The organism is Candidatus Nitrosopumilus koreensis AR1 (assembly GCF_000299365.1).
Lineage (GTDB): Archaea > Thermoproteota > Nitrososphaeria > Nitrososphaerales > Nitrosopumilaceae > Nitrosopumilus > Nitrosopumilus koreensis.
The window spans coordinates 874,505-892,542 of sequence record NC_018655.1 but is presented as its reverse complement, the minus strand read 5'-3'; the positions used below and the strand labels follow the sequence as shown (position 1 = coordinate 892,542).

22 protein-coding genes are annotated in these 18,038 nt (G+C 34.0%); 9 read left to right on the top strand and 13 right to left on the bottom strand.

Annotated elements, in window-relative coordinates:
* Positions 1-24: 24 nt before the first annotated feature.
* The 4 genes from tpiA to NKOR_RS05350 are packed head-to-tail and all read right to left on the bottom strand — an operon-like array spanning position 25 to position 4,118.
* Complete coding sequence (gene tpiA, locus NKOR_RS05365; protein ID WP_014963348.1) at positions 25-681, bottom strand: triose-phosphate isomerase; 657 nt, start codon at positions 679-681, stop codon at positions 25-27.
* A 26-nt stretch (positions 682-707) separates the two neighbouring features.
* Positions 708-1,001, bottom strand: coding sequence for a SemiSWEET family sugar transporter (locus NKOR_RS05360; RefSeq protein WP_014963347.1), 294 nt, complete (start codon positions 999-1,001; stop codon positions 708-710).
* A gap of 8 nt (positions 1,002-1,009) precedes the next feature.
* A complete protein-coding gene (locus NKOR_RS05355) occupies positions 1,010-3,568 on the bottom strand; it encodes a DNA-directed DNA polymerase I (protein WP_014963346.1) in 2,559 nt (852 codons plus the stop codon).
* Positions 3,569-3,572: 4 nt separating this feature from the next.
* Positions 3,573-4,118, bottom strand: coding sequence for a deoxycytidylate deaminase (locus NKOR_RS05350; RefSeq protein WP_014963345.1), 546 nt, complete (start codon positions 4,116-4,118; stop codon positions 3,573-3,575).
* Positions 4,119-4,212: 94 nt separating this feature from the next.
* Here NKOR_RS05350 and NKOR_RS05345 point away from each other — a divergent pair, with 94 nt between their 5' ends.
* The gene (locus NKOR_RS05345; protein WP_014963344.1) at positions 4,213-4,401 is read left to right on the top strand and encodes a hypothetical protein; all 189 of its coding nucleotides are present in this window, start codon (positions 4,213-4,215) and stop codon (positions 4,399-4,401) included.
* A gap of 39 nt (positions 4,402-4,440) precedes the next feature.
* Here NKOR_RS05345 and NKOR_RS05340 read toward each other — a convergent pair whose 3' ends face one another.
* Positions 4,441-4,686, bottom strand: a complete 246-nt coding sequence (locus tag NKOR_RS05340) for a hypothetical protein (RefSeq protein WP_014963343.1) — start codon at positions 4,684-4,686, stop codon at positions 4,441-4,443.
* Between the two features lie 173 nt (positions 4,687-4,859).
* Between NKOR_RS05340 and NKOR_RS05335 the strand changes: the two genes are divergently transcribed.
* A complete protein-coding gene (locus tag NKOR_RS05335; RefSeq protein ID WP_014963342.1) occupies positions 4,860-6,350 on the top strand; it encodes a DEAD/DEAH box helicase in 1,491 nt (496 codons plus the stop codon).
* 10 nt (positions 6,351-6,360) lie between these two features.
* Here NKOR_RS05335 and NKOR_RS05330 read toward each other — a convergent pair whose 3' ends face one another.
* The 4 genes from NKOR_RS05330 to NKOR_RS05310 form a co-directional block, all read right to left on the bottom strand.
* Positions 6,361-6,636, bottom strand: coding sequence for a hypothetical protein (locus NKOR_RS05330; RefSeq protein WP_014963341.1), 276 nt, complete (start codon positions 6,634-6,636; stop codon positions 6,361-6,363).
* Positions 6,637-6,647: 11 nt separating this feature from the next.
* A complete protein-coding gene (locus NKOR_RS05325) occupies positions 6,648-6,926 on the bottom strand; it encodes a peptidylprolyl isomerase (protein ID WP_014963340.1) in 279 nt (92 codons plus the stop codon).
* Between the two features lie 356 nt (positions 6,927-7,282).
* Positions 7,283-7,687, bottom strand: coding sequence for a pyridoxamine 5'-phosphate oxidase family protein (locus tag NKOR_RS05315; protein WP_014963339.1), 405 nt, complete (start codon positions 7,685-7,687; stop codon positions 7,283-7,285).
* Positions 7,684-7,962 (bottom strand): hypothetical protein, encoded by a 279-nt coding sequence (locus tag NKOR_RS05310; RefSeq protein ID WP_014963338.1) that lies wholly within the window; start codon positions 7,960-7,962, stop codon positions 7,684-7,686. The genes NKOR_RS05315 and NKOR_RS05310 overlap by 4 nt, the downstream gene beginning before the upstream one ends.
* A gap of 72 nt (positions 7,963-8,034) precedes the next feature.
* On the opposite strand from NKOR_RS05310, the gene NKOR_RS05305 reads away from it, so the two are divergent.
* Positions 8,035-8,436, top strand: a complete 402-nt coding sequence (locus tag NKOR_RS05305; RefSeq protein WP_014963337.1) for a DUF2203 domain-containing protein — start codon at positions 8,035-8,037, stop codon at positions 8,434-8,436.
* Here NKOR_RS05305 and NKOR_RS05300 read toward each other — a convergent pair.
* The 4 genes from NKOR_RS05300 to NKOR_RS05285 form a co-directional block, all read right to left on the bottom strand.
* The gene (locus NKOR_RS05300; RefSeq protein ID WP_014963336.1) at positions 8,433-9,272 is read right to left on the bottom strand and encodes a TrmB family transcriptional regulator; all 840 of its coding nucleotides are present in this window, start codon (positions 9,270-9,272) and stop codon (positions 8,433-8,435) included. The two genes, NKOR_RS05305 and NKOR_RS05300, sit on opposite strands and share 4 nt — an antisense overlap.
* Positions 9,273-9,510: 238 nt before the next feature.
* The gene (locus NKOR_RS05295; RefSeq protein WP_014963335.1) at positions 9,511-10,419 is read right to left on the bottom strand and encodes a type II secretion system F family protein; all 909 of its coding nucleotides are present in this window, start codon (positions 10,417-10,419) and stop codon (positions 9,511-9,513) included.
* 4 nt (positions 10,420-10,423) lie between these two features.
* Complete coding sequence (locus tag NKOR_RS05290) at positions 10,424-11,395, bottom strand: type II secretion system F family protein (RefSeq protein WP_014963334.1); 972 nt, start codon at positions 11,393-11,395, stop codon at positions 10,424-10,426.
* On the bottom strand, positions 11,349-12,959 hold the full coding sequence (locus NKOR_RS05285) for a type II/IV secretion system ATPase subunit (protein ID WP_014963333.1): 1,611 nt from the start codon (positions 12,957-12,959) through the stop codon (positions 11,349-11,351). Before NKOR_RS05285 ends, NKOR_RS05290 begins: the two co-directional genes overlap by 47 nt.
* A 135-nt stretch (positions 12,960-13,094) precedes the next feature.
* On the opposite strand from NKOR_RS05285, the gene NKOR_RS05280 reads away from it, so the two are divergent.
* The 6 genes from NKOR_RS05280 (at position 13,095) to NKOR_RS05250 (ending at position 18,029) form a co-directional block, all read left to right on the top strand.
* A complete protein-coding gene (locus NKOR_RS05280; protein ID WP_014963332.1) occupies positions 13,095-14,249 on the top strand; it encodes a TackOD1 domain-containing metal-binding protein in 1,155 nt (384 codons plus the stop codon).
* Positions 14,246-14,776, top strand: coding sequence for a hypothetical protein (locus NKOR_RS05275; protein ID WP_014963331.1), 531 nt, complete (start codon positions 14,246-14,248; stop codon positions 14,774-14,776). Before NKOR_RS05280 ends, NKOR_RS05275 begins: the two co-directional genes overlap by 4 nt.
* A complete protein-coding gene (locus tag NKOR_RS10025) occupies positions 14,777-15,487 on the top strand; it encodes a hypothetical protein (RefSeq protein WP_014963330.1) in 711 nt (236 codons plus the stop codon).
* The gene (locus NKOR_RS05260; RefSeq protein ID WP_014963329.1) at positions 15,484-15,696 is read left to right on the top strand and encodes a hypothetical protein; all 213 of its coding nucleotides are present in this window, start codon (positions 15,484-15,486) and stop codon (positions 15,694-15,696) included. Before NKOR_RS10025 ends, NKOR_RS05260 begins: the two co-directional genes overlap by 4 nt.
* Positions 15,674-17,317, top strand: a complete 1,644-nt coding sequence (locus NKOR_RS05255; protein WP_232212267.1) for a hypothetical protein — start codon at positions 15,674-15,676, stop codon at positions 17,315-17,317. The genes NKOR_RS05260 and NKOR_RS05255 overlap by 23 nt, the downstream gene beginning before the upstream one ends.
* Positions 17,318-17,450: 133 nt before the next feature.
* Positions 17,451-18,029 (top strand): archaellin/type IV pilin N-terminal domain-containing protein, encoded by a 579-nt coding sequence (locus tag NKOR_RS05250; RefSeq protein ID WP_014963327.1) that lies wholly within the window; start codon positions 17,451-17,453, stop codon positions 18,027-18,029.
* The last annotated feature ends 9 nt before the right edge of the window (positions 18,030-18,038 follow it).

Genomic DNA, 18,038 nt, shown 5'->3' with positions numbered 1-18,038 from the left:
AAAATGCGTAAATTTTTTGGCTTTTTAAACTAATGCCTTGGCAAATTCAGAAATTATTTTGTTCCAATCTTTTGCTTTGATTATACCGCTTGCAACTAGAATTCCTTTTGAACCTAATTCAACTGCTTTTGAAACATCTTTTCCTGAAATAATTCCTGCACCACAAAGAAGTTTTGTGTTATTTTTTGCATCTTTTACTGCGATTGCAGCTTTTGTTATTAGTTCTGGTCTATGAGTCGATACTGATTTTCCTGAACCTATAAGCTCTGGAGGTTCTATTGCAATGTAATCTGGGTTTAGTTTGGCATATTTTCTTGCCTCTGCTACATCTCTCACACAAACAATTGATGTCATTTTCAGATCTTTTAACTTTGATACTATTTTTGAAATCTCTTTTGATAAAATTCTATGTTCGCTATGGTTGATCAATGATCCATTTACTTTGGATTTTTTTAGTAATTCTGGTATTACAAAACCTGTCGTGCTACCTACATTGGAATCATCAACATGTTGTGCAAAAATTGGAATTGAACTATTTGCAACAACTCCTATGAGGTGCTGAGGTGGACATATTGCAATTTTTATCTTAAATTTTTTTGAAATTTTTTCAGCAATTTTTACAAATTTAATGATTTTGTCTCCTGAAATTTCTTCATAATTTTTACAATTGATTACAAACATCTTCTTTGAACCTTTTTGTATTGTATTTAATCTTTGATTTGACTTCTTAATCTTTTATCATATGTTTTCTTCATTCCCAATACAATCATCATTAATGCAATTCCTGATGCATTTGTCCCAATGATAAACACGTCTTCTACTATGATTCCATAAATTAACCATAAAATTGAACCTGATGCTATGAATATCATCAAAAATTTTGAAACATCTTTGAGTCTTTTTGTTTTGTATCCTTTGTAGATTTGTTCTACCCATCCTGAAAGAATTAGAATTCCTGCAGCTATTCCTAAGATGGTAAGTAGGGTTCCGTCAATTTCCATTTATTTCACTAATTCCAGAAAAATTCGTCTAATCCTGTTTGTTTTGGCTTTCCTAAAATTGTATCAAAATCCAAATTCATTGATGATGTAATCTGTTCCAATGTTGCTTCCATAAATTCCATGTATTTTTTAGAATCAATCTCTTCTTTTTTTGCCATCTCTACAGGTTTTACTCCTGGTTTGTTTAGAATTTTGATGTAGGATATTCTGTCTCCTTTCTTTATCTCCCTTATTGTTTCTAGTTGTTTTGCTGCTCGGATATGTTGTGGAATTGTTTTTGTATATTCTGATGGTGCTTTGCTAAGCATTACGTTGAATGTCAGATCTTCTAGTGGGATTTCTTTTGCTTCTACTTTTTTGCCGCATGTGGCAATTTTTTCAGAAATTTCTTTTTTGGCTCTTTCAAAATCTTCAATTGTTTGAACACTGGACAACACATCAAGTAATTCGTAAAATAATTTCTTGATAAATGGTGGTGTGTGTGATTTTTTTCCTGTAAGGCCTTTGACGTCTACTTTTCCTTCTTTGGTTACTCCTAGATAATTTTTCTTTCTGTTACTTAGAACACAATACCTGTATGTTTTGTCAATTTCTAAGTCAACACCGTGATCTTTTTTTGCTTGCTCGATTACTGTTTGAATCTGTTCTTTAGTTGGATTTTTGATAAATAATGAATCTGTATCTCCATAAAGAACTTTGATTCCTGCAGATTCACATTTTTTGATTGTCTCTAAAATTGTGTGCCTTCCAATTGCGGTGGTAGCTTCTGCTGCAGGCAGAAAATATAATGGGAATATCTCAGCTCCCATCACCCCATAACTTGCATTTAGAATTACTTTAAGTGCTTGACTTACTACTGTGTATTGCTGTCTTTGCTCATCAGTAAGTGTCTCTTTTTTTGATAAACTCTTGTAGTAATTTACCCTCAAATCCCTCAATGAACCTATGATCATTGATGTAATGCCGTTTTTCTTTGAACAAGTCCAGTGATTCGTTCCTGGAATTGTATTTTTTTTACATTCTTCATGTGGGCACCTGACAGTCTCATACGATAAATTTCTGACCTTGATAATGCTAGGATACAGACTTGCAAAGTCCATTACAACAACATCAAAATGAATTCCCTCTTTTGGTTCAACCACTAGTCCTCCTCTGTATTTTTTGTCTTTGATAACTGCATCAGACATTACCCCTTCTGATCTTCTTTCTAATTCCTGTCTTTTTGGAATGAGATAATTCCTTTTTCTATGTTCGTAATACAAAAGACTTCGAATCCATTGTGATACTCCCATTCTTGCAATATCATCAATTGGCATCCTCCCAATTCTTGAAATGATTATCAATAATTGCATCAGCAGTTCATTGTTAAAACTTGTAAGTTCATATGTCAGTAATGCATCATTGTAACAATAATTTGCAGTTTGATATAGCGACAATTGATCAAATTCTAATCCGTAATCTATCTTTTCTTTTCCAAGTAGTGCTTTACAGACACTATTTAGTGAAAAATTTGTGTATTTTTGACTAAATGCGTAGATTTGAAATGATCTATTTGAAAATGTTCTATACAAATCAAGATGAACTCCATGTTTCAATGTTGCAGAATCACGCATCATGTAAAACGGATTTTCTGAATTTTTTATCCCTAGTCTTTCTGCTCTATTGTATAGATATGGTAAATCAAATTCATCCCCATTGTATGTTACAACAAACGGAAATTCTTTGATCAACTTAAATGCGTCATGAATCATTTTTTTTTCTTTATCTGAATCATAGAATATGACCTTGATGTTTTGCTCTAATTCATTTACCCCTTCTTCTGTTCCTTCTGTTTTGAGCACAAAAATTTGGTCAAACCCATCCGTTCCTTTCATCCCTATTGCAGTTACTTTTTTTTCTGCAATCTTTGGGTCTGGAATCCTTCCGATTTCAGCTTCAACTTCAATGTCTACGCTCAGTCTTTTGATCTTTGGAATTGGTTGATTGAGCAAATCTGCCCATTCAGAAACAAATTTTTTAAATTCATCTGCATCTACAATACTTTCGCTGTCAATCTTATCCCACAACAAACTCTTTAGGGCAATTTTTACTTCATCAGAAATTTCTAAATCATGGGGTTGAATGCTTCCGTTTACACCTTCGTAATATTTTCCCACTATTAGATTTCTGTCGTATAGATAATTTTCATAATATTTGATGTCTGATTCCCATGTTTCAATTACGTTTCTAATACTCTTGTCTCCAGATGTGCCTCCAATTGCAAGTGGATCCGCTACTGTAATTTTTGACATGTCTACCTCTTTGTCTTTCATCAGGTCATATCGTTGAACTGTTTTAATTTCTAATACGTCATCTCTTTCTTGAAGAAATTCTAATTCTTCTGGGGCAAGTCTTGAATAGCAATATGGTTTATGATTAATTTCATCTTTCCATAAAAATAATTTTTGAGATTCTGGATTATAGAACTTTAAAACTGCCGATTTTGAATTGTTATCATATGTTGCTGACACTAACATTGATGGTGGCATTGTTTCAATTTTTTTAGATTCTCCCATATTGACTTGCATTTTATCATCCAGAATTGTATTTGTTAACTAGTTCTTGAGCCCATTTTGCAATTTTTGCTTTATCTAATTGAACCACTTCTACCCCTGCTTCCTTTAACAAGTCAAAGTCTGTTTCTGGATAAGAGTCAAGACACACAAATTTTCTAATGCCTATTGTAATTGCCATCTTTGTACATTCCAAACAGGGAACAAATGTTGTATACAGTATTGCTCCTTCTATGCCTGCTTCTATGCCTAAAATTGCACAATGCATTATTGCATTAGCTTCTGCATGATTGCAAAGACATCTGTCAAGTGATGCTCCTGATTCAATCTTTCCTTCCATTCTTAATTGGCATCTTTTACACCCTCCATCAAAACAGTTTTTGATTCCTGGAGGTGTCCCGTTGTATCCTGTTGCTAACTGTCTGTGGTTTCTAACAATGACTGCTCCTACTTGTCTTGTTACACAATTTGAGCGCAATTTTGCAAGTTCTGCTTGAAGCATAAAATATTCATCCCAATTGGGTCTCTCAAAAGTACTCAACACCAATTCTGTTTTTCTGTTCAATATATGGATCGCGTTATGTGTGAATGGCTATGCGATCATATTTTTGAATAATTTACACATAAACTTCTTTAATATCCTTAAACCATCTGATTTAATGGCAACCTATACATCTGAAGTAAATGCAATTCACAAAAAATTCAACAATGCAGTAAAAAGAGCAAAAACAAAAAAATCCCTTAACACTGCATATAGTGTTCACAAAAAAGCACATGAACGCTTGTTAAAGAAACACTTGCGTGAAGAAATTGCTATGATCAACAAAGCCAAGAAAAAACTAGACTAGTTTTTTCCTTTTTTGTATTAATTGTCTAGTGTCTAAACACTATTTTTTATTCATGTTCTGAACTAACTCTAGGAATTTGTCTATGATGATTTTGGGTTGTGAATCTGCCAATGCAAGCATTGCCCTTCCCATCTCTGAAATTACGGTTTGTTGTTCTTGCGTAAGATCTTTTTTGATTAACTCATATTTTTCCAAATATTCTTCTACAATTCTCCAATTGGGATCTTGGTTCAAAGATTTAAGCAGTGATTGAAAGTATTCTTCATTGGGATTTTTGTCACTCAATATACACTCTATGTGATTATTGGATAAAAATGGGCTCCTTTGAGTTATTTTTATATCTAAATTATTGGTATCAGGCACAAATTTTTATTTATTTGAAATTCAAAAGTATCTGTTTGTCAATGGTTAACTACACGAAAGCATAAAATCGATAAATTGCAAATTTCCATTATCAGTTGACTGAGTTTATTGAAAGAAAATATGTTAAAAAAGACTCTATTGAAAAACGAGCCTATCAAGTAAATCTTGCAAATCAAGCTATATCTGAGAACTGTATTGTTGTTTTGCCAACTGGTCTTGGAAAGACTGCAATTGCATTACAAGTCATTGCCGAATATCTTTCTACGGGTACTGGGGGGGTTCTCTTTTTAGCTCCTACAAGGGTTCTTGTCAATCAACACTATGAATTCTTAAAAGAAAATCTTACTTTGGATGATATTTCACTAATTACTGGAGAAGACCCGATTCAAAAAAGAACTAAACTGTGGAATAATAGTGTAATTTGTGCAACTCCTGAAATTACAAAAAATGATCTTGATAGAGGTATTGTCTCATCAGATCAATTCAATCTTGTAATTTTTGATGAAGTACATAGAACAGCTGGTGACTATGCATATTCTGGAATTGCTGAGCGTTTTACAAATTCTTCTGCAAGAATTGTTGGAATGACTGCTACCTTGCCAAGTGAAAAAGACAAAGCAACTGAAATTCTTACTAAACTCCAAATTGCTAGTGTTGCTGAAAGAACTGAGGATAGTCCTGATGTCAAACCCTATACTCAAGAAACAAATACTGAATGGATAAATGTTGAACTTCCCTCTGAACTAAAGTCTATTCAAACATTGTTGAAATTGGCACTGGATCAAAGATATGATACATTACGATCTAATGGAATTAAACTAGCTGAGCAACAATCTCTTTCTGCGTTATTAAGAATACGACAATTTGTTTTAAATCAAAACAGACGTTCTGCAAAACCATTATTCACTGCAATCAGAATTCATTATGCACTAAATATTTTGGAGGCGCATGGAGTGACCCCGTTCTTGAAGTTTTGTGAGCGTGCACAAGCAAAAAAAGGAGCAGGCGTCAAAGAACTCTTTGAAATTGATCCAAATTTTACTCGAGCAATACATCTTGCAAAAGAAGCTCAATCAAGAGGAATAGAGCATTCTAAAATCCCTAAACTAAAGAGTATCTTGGATTCTGTTCCAGGAAAAACTCTGATCTTTACCAGCTATCGTGATTCAGTTGATCTAATTTTTAACAAATTAACAGAACTTGGGGTTTCTGCTGGAATATTAATTGGGAAAGCAGGGGAGACAGGTTTAAAACAAAAAAAGCAAATTGAAACTGTACAAAAATTTCGAGATGGGGTATTTGATGTTTTAATTGCAACGCGTGTTGGCGAAGAAGGATTGGATATTGCTGAAGTAAATCAGGTTATCTTTTATGATAATGTGCCCAGTTCTGTTAGATTTATTCAAAGAAGGGGACGAACTGGGAGAAAAGACACTGGAAAACTAGTAGTGTTAATTGCAAAAAATACTATTGATGAAACATATTATTGGATTGGAAAACGAAAAATGACTGCATCGAAATCTATGGGAGATAAGATGACCAAAGTATTAGAAAAAATCAAGAACTACCTAAAAAAACAGGATTAGATGCGTTTATCTAATTTTTATATTGTTTTAAAATATCTCCAAAAATCACCTGTTTTCTTTGAATAATTTTATTTTTGATTCCTGATTCTAAATGATGTGTGCTAAAACCTTTTGATACAAGTAAATTTTCTAGCCTTATTTCAAATTGATTTTCTAGAAAATTTATTGTTCCTTCAAATCCTCCGTCTACTTCTAAATTCTCAAATGCATCTCTTGCTAGGTTCATAATTGATTTTTCTAAATATGTTAAAATCTCATCTATTGTCTCTTTTGTTAATACTGCCATTTCTATAGTGTTTATCCGAATCTTTTGATTATGTGGTATCCAAATTCTGATTTTACTGGCTCAGAAATCTCTCCAATTTGTAGTTTGAATGCTGTATCTTCAAATGGTTTTACCATCATGCCCTTTGTAAAATACCCAAGACTACCATCTCTTTTGGCACTACTTGAATCAGTGGATAATTCTTTTGCCAACTTTCCAAATTTCTCACCATTTTTTAATCTCTCCATAATTTCTAATGCTTCACTTTGTTTTGAAACAAGAATGTGTGAACATTTGATTTTGTTTGACATGCTGTTTTTCTTTTTTTGTACTCTTTATTTGTTAGGGATTTCACATAACTTACATTTTTGAAAACAGAGCTACTGTTTTTCTATATCTATACTTCATAATTATTTATGCATTGTAATGGCTCTTGTAAAAAATACAAGGCAACAAGCACAAGTCTTGATGGCGGAAGGTACGAATTAGGTCAAAAAAGATGCCCTGAATGTGAATTGTTCATTGTCTGGGAGGGCTTATGGTGTCCTTGTTGTGGGCGTTTACTTCGAACAAAACCAAGAGCCAAGAAATCCAAAAATCGTATCAAAAAATAACCTTGTAATTGTTAATGAAAACCATTCTGAAAAATTCGTTAACTTAACAATTCTTATTTTTCGTCCAAGCCCCAACTAATCTTGTTTTTTGGAATTATTTTTAGAAATGGTGCTTCATTCTCTTTCCAAGGATCACGTCTCACCCATTCAAATTTTTCAAAAAATTTGTTGTATAATTTTTTGAATTCTTCACCTTTTTCTATAATCTCTGTTTTGCCTTGAATTAACACTGCTTTATGTCCTCCTGATTTGTAGATGTCAATTACAACACTTGCATTTGGATTTGTTTTTAGATTCAAATATGTTCTTGTTTCATAGTCTGTTGCAATAATGATTGTGTTTTCATTTAATATGAAAGATACTGGCTTTACATGAGGAATGTCATTGTGCGATGTCGCTATTCTTGCTTCTTCTAATAAATTGAGAAACTCTCTTTCTTTTTTTGTAAATTCAATCAATTAAAAATCCGTTCTCTTATGTCTGGTATGTGTTTGTAGACAATGTCTCTGACTTTGATTTGATCTTCTGGTGTCGGCATTTCTTTTTGTGCACTTAGTATTGCTCCACTCATTCCTAATGCCATTCCCATAACAATTCCATAAACAAATTCTTTTGGGTCTTCTACTTTTAGGACTTGTTTGTTTTCTTTAATCTCCTCAAGATATGCTGGAATTGTGGCCACTGCTCCGTTAATTGTTTGAACTATTAATTCCTCTAACTGTTTGTCACTCATGTCTTTTCTTCATAGAGATTAACTAATAAATTTGCGCCTAAGATTTTTAATCCAGCAATATTGAGATGATACATGTTCTCGTTTTTTACTACAAATGAAGCAAATGAAGCACTTCCTGATGTGATTAAAAAATTTGAATATGCTTTAGCAAAAAAGAATGAAGTCACAAAACTAGAACAACAATTGCAAATGAGTCTATCTACGACTAATTCTTTTGAAGAGTATGTTACTCTGAAACAACAACTGAACTCTGCAATAACAAAATTCTATGAGGCAGTTGAAATTCTTGAAAACACGGGGGTCGTTGTCAAAAGTATTGAGCAAGGATTACTTGATTTTCCCTCCAAAAGATTTGATGATGAGGTATGGTTGTGTTGGAAATATGGTGAAACTGAAATAAAATTTTGGCATGAAAAAGACTCTGGATTTATGGGCCGAAAACCTATCGAAGTAAATGATGAATCGTTAGTTTAATTTTTAACAAAATTCTTTACATCAATTGTTTTAAGTGGATTGGATGTTTCCCACAAAAATTTACATAACGTGAAAATATTGTCCACCATTTCAGTTGAGTTTGTACAAAGTGAGAAATCAGAATCTGCACTTGAATGTTGAAATGATGATGCAGAATCTGACATTATCATCTTCTTGTCCTTTTGAACTATGAGTCTACCTTTTGAAGGGAGGTTTCCTATTCTGGTCTCAGTTGCGTTGAATCTTTTTACAAATGGTGTGAGTTTAGCATCGTTCATATCCACTAGTAATCTTACACTCCCACCATTTTTTTCACAGATGGTGATTTTTTCAGGAATTGTACTATGATACATTCTTGAAACATCGTCCAATGTTGTTACAATGTAAAGAACGTCTTTTGTCTCTTCTACCATTTGTGCAATGTCTGCATAGATGTTTTGACGACCTTGTACTACCCTAAATGTAGGAACTGAACTGCTTTGGTTTGTTGTAATTTCATTATTAATTTTTTCAATAATTGCCTCCCCTGATTTTTTGATTTTGTTTACCTCGTCTTCTTTTTTACCTAGTGTGATCTTTAATGCTTCATGTGGGTCTGCTGCAATACATAATTTTGGACTAGATAGTGTTGTTGAAATAATATTTCTACTAACTAGCTTGTCTACCGTTCTGTACATTCTTGCTCTGTCTATGTCTAATTCCTTAGCTAATGCACTTGCCGTAATTGGCCCTGCTCTTAACAGATTCAGATAAACTTTGGCCTCCAAATCGTCTAAATCTAAAACCTCTTCCAGTTCAGCTGCAATGCCGCTGACTTGATCTTCGTATGACATCATACTATTTCCATCCCCTCGTCATCTTGGGTTTGTTTTGCCTAATTGCATTTAGCACTTTCGTACAATTTCTATGTTGTTCATAACATATAATTCTCATATTCTCCCATATACCCCTAATCTTGATGGATATGTTAGAACAAAAGGTTCTGCATGTAATTGATATTACACACATGCCTTTTTGTTATGTTGGAATATGATTTCATAATTGTTTGTTCAAATGAACAAACAATTTTTCATTTTACATCACATTAAATGCTATAACTGCGATCACAATCATTGCTACTACATGTTTTGTTCCTGCAACATATGATCCCGAACCAATTTTTCCTGCCGCTAGTCCACCAAAGACCGCTTCAATTACTGCCATGTTAAACAATGCTGATTCTAATTTCTCAATTTCCATGTTTGCCAGGGATCCAAACAATCCTTCATTTCCACTTCCAGCTGCCAAAAGCCCTTCCTGAACTTTTTCTATCTCTGTAAAGAAACTTGTGGTTAGCAAAACTGCAACTGCCAAAAACACTGCAAATGAAATGTATATTGTGTACGTGTAAGGTTGAAGAGCTGACTTTCTACTCTTCTCAATATTTTGCATTTCAGACACATGTTTTTGAATCATCTCTAGATTCTCTGTTACGTCTCCTCCGATTTTCATTGCCATTTCTAACAATACTGTAACTCTTCTTGAAACTCTTGTTCCAGTCCTTTCTGCAAAATTCTCAAATGCTTCTTCAATTGGGGTTCCCCAACTAATGTTTGCTCTTAAGTTCTTGAGCTCTGGAGTTAATGACCCTAGATTTCTGTCCGCTGCTTGTTCTATTGCCTTGATGAGATTTGCTCCACTTTGAACTGAACTCAACAATGCAAGTAAAAACACTGGTAGGTTTCTATCTATGCTGTCTCTTCTTTGAACTTCTTTTAACTGGTGTATTGTTAAAGGTATGACTCCTACTAAAATTCCAAAGATTAATCCTACATCCCTGATTGTGGTGGAATTTGAAAATTCTGAAAAGTAAAAACTCATTGTTATGACGCTAATTGATGCAACAACAGAAAATATGCCACTTTTTAGTAAATCATTTTTTAATATTGATTGTTTTGGTTCTAACTCCGTTGATTGGTTTCTTTTTCTTTGAACTCTTTCCATATTTTTACCTCTTTGGTACCATTGTGTCCATCATTACTAACATTAGTACTCCGCTTAACGGAATAACTGCAAATGTAAGAATATTCATCAAAGTTAACAAATCAAATCCTGCAAGACTTGGACTCATGATGCCCATAATGGATAACATAATTACTGCAAGTAATGGGAAAACAATTAGTAATATTGTATAAATTTCCGCAACACTTCCAAGTGATTCTGTAGTTTTTTGCATAAGCATCTTCTTTTCTTCTAACTGAACTTTTGCAGTTGCGTTAAAGTACTCTTTTAGATCTCCTCCTGATTGTACTGTGATGATTGCCCCGTCAAGTAATTCTGAATAGGGTCCCGTTGGTGTTCTGTGAATCAAATCTTTAATGGCACTGATCAAATCCATTCCCAAAATGTCAATATTTCTTACAATGAATCTTGCGTCCTTTACAATGTCTTCATTCGTTTCTTCTTTTGCAATTGCTTTGAATATTCCTTCTAGTGTGAGGCCACTAGTTGCAAGTGTCGACATGTATCCTATAAAATGAGGAATTTCTTCTACTAGTTTTGCTGCTCTGTTTTTTACTCTTATTGCTGGAATTGTTTGCAGTACTCCAAAAGTCATTCCAAACAACATTAGTCCTGTAAGTACGGGCAAGAAAAATCCTATACTTGCTGGTTGAATATTGATAAATTGCAATGCTACAACCCCCATAATCATTCCACACATGCCTGCAATCATGCTAAAGAAAATCATGCTTGACACATAGACTTCAAATGGAATTGGCATCATCGCCTGCTTGATGGATTTTTCAAGTGTTTTTAATTTTGGATGTAAAAATTTTACATGATCGTTTAGTAACTTGTAACTAAAAATATGAATTCTGCCTACTGATTCTTCTTTTTGTATTTTTTTTGTTTTGCTCCTATCAGTGCCATGATTATACTTCCAATCTTTTTCTTTCGTAGAATCTTTCAGGATTTGCATAATAGTCCATAATGTTTGCAGTAACTTCTTTATGATCCCGAATGTTATTTTTTACCATCCATTCTAACGCTGATCTTCTCTTTGTTAACTCATAATTGATTTTTTCTTCAGAATCTCCGTCTCTTTCTCTAATTTTTTTGAAGATTATACTATCTCCAATGTAATCATGTGAATCTGTTTTTGGATTCCATTTGAAAATTTCATGTGTTTTTATTTGTCCAGTGTTTTCGTCAATTCCATTAATTTCAGATACCTGAATAATTCTCCTGACTGATTTATCTCCTACTCTGATTTTTAATTGTAATGTAATTAAATCTAAACTATTTGAAATTAATGCCTTGGGAACATCCATTGGTGATGATGTAAGTCTTGTTAATGTTGCATCTACTGAATCTGCATGTATTGATGAGAATCCTCCGTGGCCTGTTGCCATAGCTTGAAATAGTGTGTATGCTTCACGACCTCTTGTTTCTCCGACAATAATTATGTCTGGTCTTTGTCTGAGAGCTGCTCGTAACAAATCAAATTGATTAATTTCTCCTATCTGAGTATCTGTAAAATTTTGTCTAGATACTGCTGGAATCCAATTTTCATGTGGCAAGTTTAATTCCTGCGTGTCTTCTATGCTTACAACCTTTTGACCTGGTCTGATAAATGACGCTAGAGCATTTAGAGCTGTGGTTTTTCCACTTGCAGTACCTCCGGCAATAAGCATTGTTGCACGTTTTTCGGCTAAATACCACATATATGCAGCAATATCTACAGAAATTGTTCCGAATTTAATCAAATCAATGATTGTTATTGGATCTGCACGGAATCGTCTAATTGTAAATGTGCTCCCTCTTTTTGTGATTTCATGACCTAGGGTTAGATTGATTCTGCTTCCATTTGGAAGTGATGCATCGATGATTGGGTCTGCCATAGAAACATGTTTTCCACAAATGTATGCCATCTTTCTTGAGAAATTATTTAATTCTGAATCTTTCTCAAAAATAATGTTTGTTGGCATAGACTCATGTTCTCTGTGCCAAATATAGATTGGAATATTTGTTCCATCACAACTGATTTCCTCAATCATGTGGTCTCTCATTAGTGGCTCAATTTTTCCAAGATGTACAAAATCTCTAATTGCATAATAGTTTATTTTTGCAATATTTTTTGGAGGGATTTTTAATTTGTATTTTTTTATCATCGATGCAATCTTCTTTTTCAATCTTCTTTCGGCATCTTTTTTAGATTTAATTTCGTGCATGGATACTGTGAGTTCTGTTATTAGTAATTTTTTTATGATTTCGAATGCTTTTTGATCCCTTTCTGTTAACACCGGTTCTATCACCTGATATCTCAATCCCCCTTTGGCTGTTGGATCTTTGATAATTCCTGCATGAATTTCGTTTCCATCCCATTCTAGTTTTGATAGTGTCATATACTGAGGAATTTTTTTATTTTCGCTTGTATTGGGAATCTCTTTTTGTGTGTTTAGAGGTGCATTTAGTCTATTTTTTCCTTTAATCTGTAATTTTTGCAATCCTGATAAACTATCTTTGAAAATATTTAGCCTCAATTTGAAATTCTATGTACATGTAATGTGTTTTAACGCTTGTTCGTCCATATGAACAACATTTGTCTTTTACTCTTCGCTTGATTATGATAACTACCATGGTTAATGCGAGTTGCTCGTATCTAGTGAGGCAGATATATGATATTTAGAAAGAAATCTTCTAGTCAGTCTGCGTTAGAGACAAAATCTGATTCAAAACTTTCCAGTTTTCAGAGCATTTCCTCTATTTTCAAGGGAAATTCAGACGAATCTCAAATTGAATCTGTACCAGAACATGTTTTGGAGCCAGAATTGACTGTTCAACCGGATCTGGAAAAACCCTCTACAAACAAATCTTCTAGACTGATTCAGAAAGTTCAAAAACTCAAAGATATGTCAATAATTCCCTTTGTTGATTATAATGAAGGACACCTACTCTATCCAATTTTGTCCGAGGTTGGAGAAAAACAAGATAATTTGTCATATCTTGATGGGTTGGTTTCTGATGGAATCTTGGAAAAAGAAATCTATGAAAAATTAATTGTTTGTCCAATTCACTCTGATACATTTTCATCCAGTGTTAGACTTTATTGTCCAAAATGCCATTCTATGGATGTTGAAAAATTAAATTTGTTTGAGCATAAAAAATGTGGTTATATTACAGAAAGCACTAATTTTGATTTCACAGACAATGAAAACTCTCAATGTCCGTCATGTAAAAAAACAATATCTAATTTTGAAAAAGAAATACGGGTACCAGCTATGTGGTATCAATGTAATGATTGTTCTGAAAAGTTTGATGATGCAGTAATAAAATTGCATTGCAGAAAATATGAACATGATTTTGACACAAATTCTGGTCAGTTCATTTCTACTTTTAGATATAGATTAAAAAATTCTGAAATCTCTATGAATTCTGAAACAAGTCAAATTAAAGATGAAATTCAAAAATTATTAACTAAATTTAATTTTGATTCTTCTATAAATTATTCCGTTCATGGTAAAAGCAACAATATCCATGAGATTCCAATTTATGGTAAACATAGAACATCTGATGAATCTATCATTATTTTCATCAAAAATCAATCGCGTGGCATTGATCAAACTGATATGAATTCAATATTAGTTCCTAAACTAGATGTTGAGCCTACTAACACATTATTGATTACGTTTTCTGCAATTAATGATGGCGTAGAACAAATAGCAAAACATTATGGAATAAATTTAATTTGTGAGCCTAATGCCTCTCAAATTGTTTCTAGTGTTGAGAAATTCATTTCTGAACAATACCGAAAAAATGGTGATAACAAATGAATTGTGTTTCAGAAAAATTATCTCTAAAAAATAGACGTGCAGTAAGCCAAGTAATGGGGAGTCTTGTGATTTTAGGAATAGTCACATCTGTCGGTTCTGTTATTCTGTTTAATGGTATGAGTGGAATTAGTGCATTTACATATGATCTTTCATTTCATGAAAAATCAAAAAACCAAATTCATAGGGAAGATATTGTTTTTGAGCATGTACGATTTGAACCTAATACTGATGATATCTCCATAGATTTGGCAAATATTGGAACTGTTGAATCTACCATATCTACTATCACCATTTTGAAGATTGATAATCAAGAAATAATTGCAAACTGGGTTGAAGTTAATCAAATCATTTTTGCCAAAGAAAACCAAAAAATCATGTTAGATACTGATGATGATTCCGAAATCCAATTGACCCCAATTTCGGCAGTATGGAATGATGCCAATTATTTGAATTCAGAATATAAAATATCTCTGACCACTGCTAGAGGAAATTTCTTTACTACTGTTGCTAGTCCGTTTAACACTTAGATGAAAATGATTTTCCAAGGTACTTTTCCAAAAAATAACACTCGTCTGAAGAAAAGACGTGGAGTAACTGATGTTATTAGTACAATGTTATTAATGGCAGTAACGGTAACTGGTGCTACAACCTTGACATATTTTGTTAATGATGGGTTTGTTTCTGGTAATCTTGGCAGTGTATCTACATCGGATTCTTCCTCGTTGAATTTATTATTATTAGCATATGATACGCGAGATTCTGCATCTTTGTTAATGATGAATGATGTTGACAATGAAAACATAGTTAATTCCTTTTTGTGTGGAGTTACGTGTAGTTCATTCTCTAATGCAATTCCTGAAAATGGTGGAACAGAATTCATTGTACTGCAAGTTCAAAATAATGGTATTAATCCTATATTTTTACAAGATATCTCAATTAATGGTGTAGTTCATTCTTGGGATTCTTCAACATCTGGTATATCTCTGGATGCATCTCAAAATGATTTGATTGGAGGAAAATATCCTTCTGATGGGATGTTTTCTATTGTCCCTATTTCACAAAACCCATTAATTCAGAATGATGATATACAAATCCAAAACGGACAGATTGTTAACTTACTTATCAAACTAGGCTCTGATGATGCAGATATTACGCTAAACAAGGGAATTCACATATTTCTCAATGTGGGGGCCATACAGCCAATAGAGTTCTTTATTGAGAGTGGTGATGCACGATGAGTAGAACCTTTGAATTTTTGCCTCAAAACAGGCGTGGACTATCTTCTGTAGTCGGAGCGTTATTTTTTACTGTCTTGATGATTGCCGGATTTTCTGTGTTGAGTCTTGCACTTGATGCTCAAACTGATATTGTTTCTACTCAAAGAATTGTTTCTGACATTGAAATTAAAAAACAACAAGAACAATTTGCAGTTTTTTGCATCTGTTGATGAAAATAACATTCTAAGTATGAATGTCAAAAATCAAGGCCAAAACCCAGTTGAGATTTCAAGCATGTGGATTGTCAATAAAACCCTCCCCAATCAACCTGTGACTCGATTTGACATAAATTATGATGATGCATTTGTACCATCTGGTTTTACCAATAATGTAATTTCATCACAAACGCTTTACATGGTTCCTGATACATATGATATCAAAATAATTTCATCGTATGGAACCATGGATATTGATGAACTAGTTGTTGGAGTTGGTGCTTCCATTGGTGATTTACGTGCTGAATTAATAACAGACCCCCCTGATGTAGTTTTAGGCAAAAATGTTACTATTGCAATGGTTGTCACTAATACTGGCAGTGCTGAAATTAAGAATGTCCATCCTGTAATGCAATCTGTAACTGGCTCTGGTTTTCTTATTTCACCATCCCCCTCACATACTCCCACTTCTGTAAATTTGGAACCTGCAGAATCTGTGATGTTTTCTTGGGATTATCAAGTTGATGGAGTTAGTGGCGATGATTTGGTTTTTTCAGCTATAGCGCAAGGAGATTTTGAAGATGTCGATGACGTGTCAAGTAATGTTGCGTCTGATACGATTCTTTTACGTGAAGCAGGTGAAGGCGGAGGCGGAGGTGAAGTAGTCATTTCAAATGAACTATTTGGAAAACCTCAGATATTCATGTTAATGCCTAACGCTGTTGGGGATGAAAACAGTGATGTTTCTGATAGGCCAATTTGGGGCGTAAATGTTGCAAACCCTACTGATCAACCCATGTTTGTAAACAAAGTTGTAGTGATGGCATTTGTACCTAGAGCAAATTCTCAGGATGATGTTTTTGTTAAAAACTGCGAAGATATTCCTGGTGCAAATCCTGAAAGACCTGTAACCATATCTCCCACTCCTGATAATTGGTCTTGTCCTGAAAGCAATCAGTTGATGTGGCGCGATTTAGTTTCTCCTGTTGAGGTTGCTCCTCGATCCGTTTTTCCATTTCTTGTAGGTGTTGGCAGTGGAAATATGGCTGGAACAACTGATGATGCACAAAATATTCTTGTACAACCTGTTGTGTTTACCACTCTTGGCCAATACGGAAAATCAGGTTATGGTACTACTATGCACACAAATGAAGTTGCATTGCCTAATGTTTTTCTTGCAAGAACCCCTGAATCAGTTGCTTCTTCTGATGTGATGAGTGAGTTAACTGGAATTGTGGAAGGCAGTACTGTTACATTCAATGCAACTCTTGCGGATATGAGCAGTGATGATGTATATGGCATTAGTAGCGGTACATCTTTGATAATAAATATTCCAAAAGAATGGGCTTTCGGTTCTGTTGTCAGTCACAACGGTTTTAATTTATCTCCCCCCGTCACATATCCTGATGGTTCTACACAGATAGTTGGAACTTTAATTTCTTCTATAGATGATCATACTGAAGCGAAAACTATTCAATTTACAGCACAAGCTCCTTCTGTTCCTAAAGCAAAAATGTATGTTATGTCTATTCTTGCAAACGGTATTGCAACTGGTGATAGCACAAGTGGCGTATTTGCAGTTGGCCCTATAGCTGAAACTGTTTTACAGGTATGTCCTACTAGTGGTTGCCCATAATTCTTGTTTTTTCTGATTATTTTTTGTTCATTTCATAAAACACATGTACAAACCAGTTAATTGTAGTCCACTTTGAACACAAATTCCTTTAACATCTTTTCTAGTTTTAAAAAATTTAGAAATGACACGACTAATGTCAAAAAACAAATTGACTTCAAGAAAAGCAGTTGCCCCAGTAATTGCAACGCTTCTTCTAGTAGCAATAGCAGTCGTTGGTGGAAGTATTGTCTTTGTGTTCTCACAAGGATTTTTTAGTTCTGCTCAAATTAGTGGTTCTCCAAACATTGAATCTCTAAAATTCTCTGGTTATGATGCATCAGATGGTAATAATCTGTTAAATCATGATGGAACTACATTTACTGCAGCAAACAATACTGCCGGTAATGGTCTTCTCGCAGGTGAAGAACTTGGTGTGTATGTTCAAAGCAACAGTGTAGGCAAACTTACTCTCAGTGAGGTAAGAGTTGGTGGAACTGTTTATGACTACACCACTAGTAGTACTCCTGGTAATGGTGAATTCAGAGTTCTTACAAGAGGACCTGATACCATCTTGGCAACCACTGCAGCAGAAATTCAACCTGGACAACAAGTAACACTACTGCTCACTCTGGATGAAAACATCCGAGAAGGTAGAGATACTCAGGTAAAATTAACAACTGCTAACGGCGCGGTCTTTGTTGGAACTGTAATCGCAGGCCAACAAACGGGATAACTCCCTCCC

Excerpts from the sequence above, each read along its gene's own strand:
- tpiA (WP_014963348.1), bottom strand. The coding sequence starts at position 681 with ATGTTTGTAATCAATTGTAAAAATTATGAAGAAATTTCAGGAGACAAA.
- NKOR_RS05360 (WP_014963347.1), bottom strand. The coding sequence starts at position 1,001 with ATGGAAATTGACGGAACCCTACTTACCATCTTAGGAATAGCTGCAGGA.
- NKOR_RS05355 (WP_014963346.1), bottom strand. The coding sequence starts at position 3,568 with ATGCAAGTCAATATGGGAGAATCTAAAAAAATTGAAACAATGCCACCA.
- NKOR_RS05345 (WP_014963344.1), top strand. The coding sequence starts at position 4,213 with ATGGCAACCTATACATCTGAAGTAAATGCAATTCACAAAAAATTCAAC.
- NKOR_RS05330 (WP_014963341.1), bottom strand. The coding sequence starts at position 6,636 with ATGGCAGTATTAACAAAAGAGACAATAGATGAGATTTTAACATATTTA.
- NKOR_RS05325 (WP_014963340.1), bottom strand. The coding sequence starts at position 6,926 with ATGTCAAACAAAATCAAATGTTCACACATTCTTGTTTCAAAACAAAGT.
- NKOR_RS05310 (WP_014963338.1), bottom strand. The coding sequence starts at position 7,962 with ATGAGTGACAAACAGTTAGAGGAATTAATAGTTCAAACAATTAACGGA.
- NKOR_RS05305 (WP_014963337.1), top strand. The coding sequence starts at position 8,035 with ATGTTCTCGTTTTTTACTACAAATGAAGCAAATGAAGCACTTCCTGAT.
- NKOR_RS05300 (WP_014963336.1), bottom strand. The coding sequence starts at position 9,272 with ATGATGTCATACGAAGATCAAGTCAGCGGCATTGCAGCTGAACTGGAA.
- NKOR_RS05295 (WP_014963335.1), bottom strand. The coding sequence starts at position 10,419 with ATGGAAAGAGTTCAAAGAAAAAGAAACCAATCAACGGAGTTAGAACCA.
- NKOR_RS05290 (WP_014963334.1), bottom strand. The coding sequence starts at position 11,395 with ATGCAAATCCTGAAAGATTCTACGAAAGAAAAAGATTGGAAGTATAAT.
- NKOR_RS05280 (WP_014963332.1), top strand. The coding sequence starts at position 13,095 with ATGATATTTAGAAAGAAATCTTCTAGTCAGTCTGCGTTAGAGACAAAA.
- NKOR_RS05275 (WP_014963331.1), top strand. The coding sequence starts at position 14,246 with ATGAATTGTGTTTCAGAAAAATTATCTCTAAAAAATAGACGTGCAGTA.
- NKOR_RS10025 (WP_014963330.1), top strand. The coding sequence starts at position 14,777 with ATGAAAATGATTTTCCAAGGTACTTTTCCAAAAAATAACACTCGTCTG.
- NKOR_RS05260 (WP_014963329.1), top strand. The coding sequence starts at position 15,484 with ATGAGTAGAACCTTTGAATTTTTGCCTCAAAACAGGCGTGGACTATCT.
- NKOR_RS05250 (WP_014963327.1), top strand. The coding sequence starts at position 17,451 with ATGTCAAAAAACAAATTGACTTCAAGAAAAGCAGTTGCCCCAGTAATT.